The sequence below is a fragment of the Flavobacterium sp. genome (assembly GCF_003525665.1).
GTDB lineage: Bacteria > Bacteroidota > Bacteroidia > Flavobacteriales > Flavobacteriaceae > Flavobacterium.
Window position 1 is genome coordinate 311 of the sequence record NZ_DQDX01000134.1, and the last position, 2762, is coordinate 3072.

Below are 2762 nucleotides of genomic sequence, written 5' to 3' on the forward strand. Positions count from 1 at the left end.
CCAGGCGCAACTACAACATTAGTACCTGATAAAGTAACACCAGGATTAGTTGAAGAAACAAAGGTTGTGTTTACTTGAGACGCAACAACAGGATTTCCGTTTAAAGTATCATTTACAAGAACGTTTGTAAATGAAGTTCCTCCGGTAAATCCATTTACAGAAACTCCAGTATCATTATTTGCTACAATTACACCACATTTTGTAAGTGTAAAAGGGAAAGAACAATTGGTCGTAAATGGCGGTATAGCATGAAAAGTTGTTGTAGTTCCTGATGAGATCGGAAATGGTGTTGTAGCAGTATACTGAATTGACGTTGGCGTAATTGGAAACTCATTATAAAAAGTCGAACCAAGTGGGAAATTAGATGCAATTTCTGAAACAGCTACTGTTGTGCTTGAAGTACAGTATGAAAAATTTCTTACCAATGGTTGATTCAAACAGTTTTGATTTACATAATCAGTTCCATTTATTTTAATTGCTAATGGTTGAGGAATTGGCTCACCAATACAATTTCCATTTTGCTGATATCCTTGAATAAAAGGACTACTAGCTACAGGAATGTTTGTTACTGCTCCAAAACCATATGTATAACCATTTAAATTTACTTTATCACCGCACGCTAAGTTTCTTAAAATTGCACAATCGGTCGTAGTTTTTAACTTAAATGTTAATGTAGCCAATAAAGTATCAGGATTTGCAGGCAAAGGTAAAGTACCAAAATCCCACACTATTGAACCTGTAGCACCTAAAGTTGCATCAAAAAATACGTTATTTGGAGTTGGAAGAGGAGAAAAAAGCGGAGTACCAACAGCAGAACCAGGAACATAAGTTGCATTAAATGGTATTGGGATTACTATTTTATAGTTGTTAATTGCTTCTGTACCAAGATTTTTAACTCCTAAATTAAATGATACTTCATCACCAGGTAATGTTGTATATGTTGGATTTGTAATTGGCACATTATTAATAGCAGTTGCAACTAAAACTCCTTCATCATCAGGAACATAGGCGTCAACAGACATAGCAATGCCAAAAATAATAAATGTATCTTGGGTTGTCCCATATCTAAATTTTGTTGAAGTTTGGCCATTAGTAATAATACTATTTCCATTATTTGGAATATTGAACATACTTATGTCCAAACCTGTGTTATTTAGTAAATTAGGATTTCTTGTATTTCCTCCAGTAAAAATTGATGAATTAAAGAAGTTGGTAGTTGAATTTCCCGCATGGTTTAGGGTAATCCAGTTAGTATCAGTATAATTTCTTATTTGGAAAAAGTCACCTGCAATATTTCGGTCTCCTTCACCAGCCATCAATCCAAGCTTCATATTAATTGCTCCAGCTTGTGCAGTATTAAATCCAGAAACGGGAATTTCAAAATCGGCAGTTACACCACCTGCAACATAAGAGTGACCATCAAAAATTGTAACGTCTCTCCATTTCATTTTGGAGTTTTCATATACTACAATTAATCCCCAACCGCCATAATAACCTGTTCCACCACCAGATCCTTCTACTAAAGCAATATCTGCGGCAAAATAATTACCAACACCATTAGCTCTAACATAATCAGTAACCTCTACTTGAGCAGAATACATAAAACCATCATTTGTTGTAGGGTAATAGATATCTGTTGGAGCAGCGGTAAATTGTGTATATGTTGCGGATTGAGGTCCTTTTAAAGAAATAACTCGCTTGTTAAATGTTTTGGTCACATTATTTTTTGTAACCGTGAATACGTTGTTACTTGGGTTAGAATCTGATGATCGTCCAGTCCAATACAAACCAGCATAAACAATATTTGAACAAGATGGAACAGCTCCGTTTTCTAAAGACAATGTCAAATTTGCTGATGATGAGTTAAATGTATTTGAATCTCCATCAATATCAACATATTGCATTTGGTTATTATTTCCATTATTGTCACCATAATTTACTAACGTTAAATTAGTATTACCAATCATCGTAAAATCACCTTTTATGTTGTATATTTTCTTATTAGGAGAATACACAGATGTTCTTTGTGTAAAAGGAACTCTAACTTGTCCATATAAAGAAGTTATATTACAAAGTAACATCAAAAAAGTAGCTATTAATAAGCTAGATTTTGATATTGACTTGGAATTCGAGTAAGTATTTTTCATAAAAATGTACTTTAATATTTTAACAATCATCTTTTTAATTATTTCGTTTATGATTGTATTTCAACTTTATATAAAACCGATTGATTTTCGCTTGCTTTACTAATAGACTTTTGAGCTTCCGATTGACTCACTTCAAATTCAAACTCTAATACAATGTATTTTAAGTTTGGAAATTGACTAAAAAAACTAAGGTCGATAGGTGAAACAATTTCGTTTTTTGAATTAATTTTTATCGATACATATTCAATAGATTTCGTATCTACACCAATTGTGTTTATAGATCTAACAGATTTAACGTCAGTAAAAAGACATAAAGATTTCTCGGTTTTCTTTGTAATTGCTCCATTAAATACGTAAACGGACGGATTTAGGTTTGTTAAATAGCCTTTTAATTTAGTTGCTTCAGTATTTGAATTTTTTAGAAAATCATTAACGTCAATCACTCTACTGTTTTGGGAGTAACCACTTACAACAGTAGCAATAAAAAGCAGAATTGTTAGTATAAAATTTCTTCCATCTAAACTTTTCAAATTTTTAAATGAATTCGTTTTTTTACAATCAACAAGTACTAAATTTTTCATATATTTTCTATTTTATTGTTGTCAGCTTATTATT

Annotated in this window: 2 protein-coding genes; both read right to left on the reverse strand. The window is 31.9% G+C overall.

Translation table 11 applies throughout. The annotated features are described in order from the left end of the window. A partial coding sequence (locus DIU01_RS09550; RefSeq protein WP_290833858.1) for a hypothetical protein occupies positions 1-2147 on the reverse strand: 2147 nt, incomplete at its 3' end. A 47-nt stretch (positions 2148-2194) separates the two neighbouring features. Then, positions 2195-2728, reverse strand: a complete 534-nt coding sequence (locus DIU01_RS09555) for a hypothetical protein (RefSeq protein ID WP_290833860.1) — start codon at positions 2726-2728, stop codon at positions 2195-2197. Between the last annotated feature and the right edge of the window lie 34 nt (positions 2729-2762).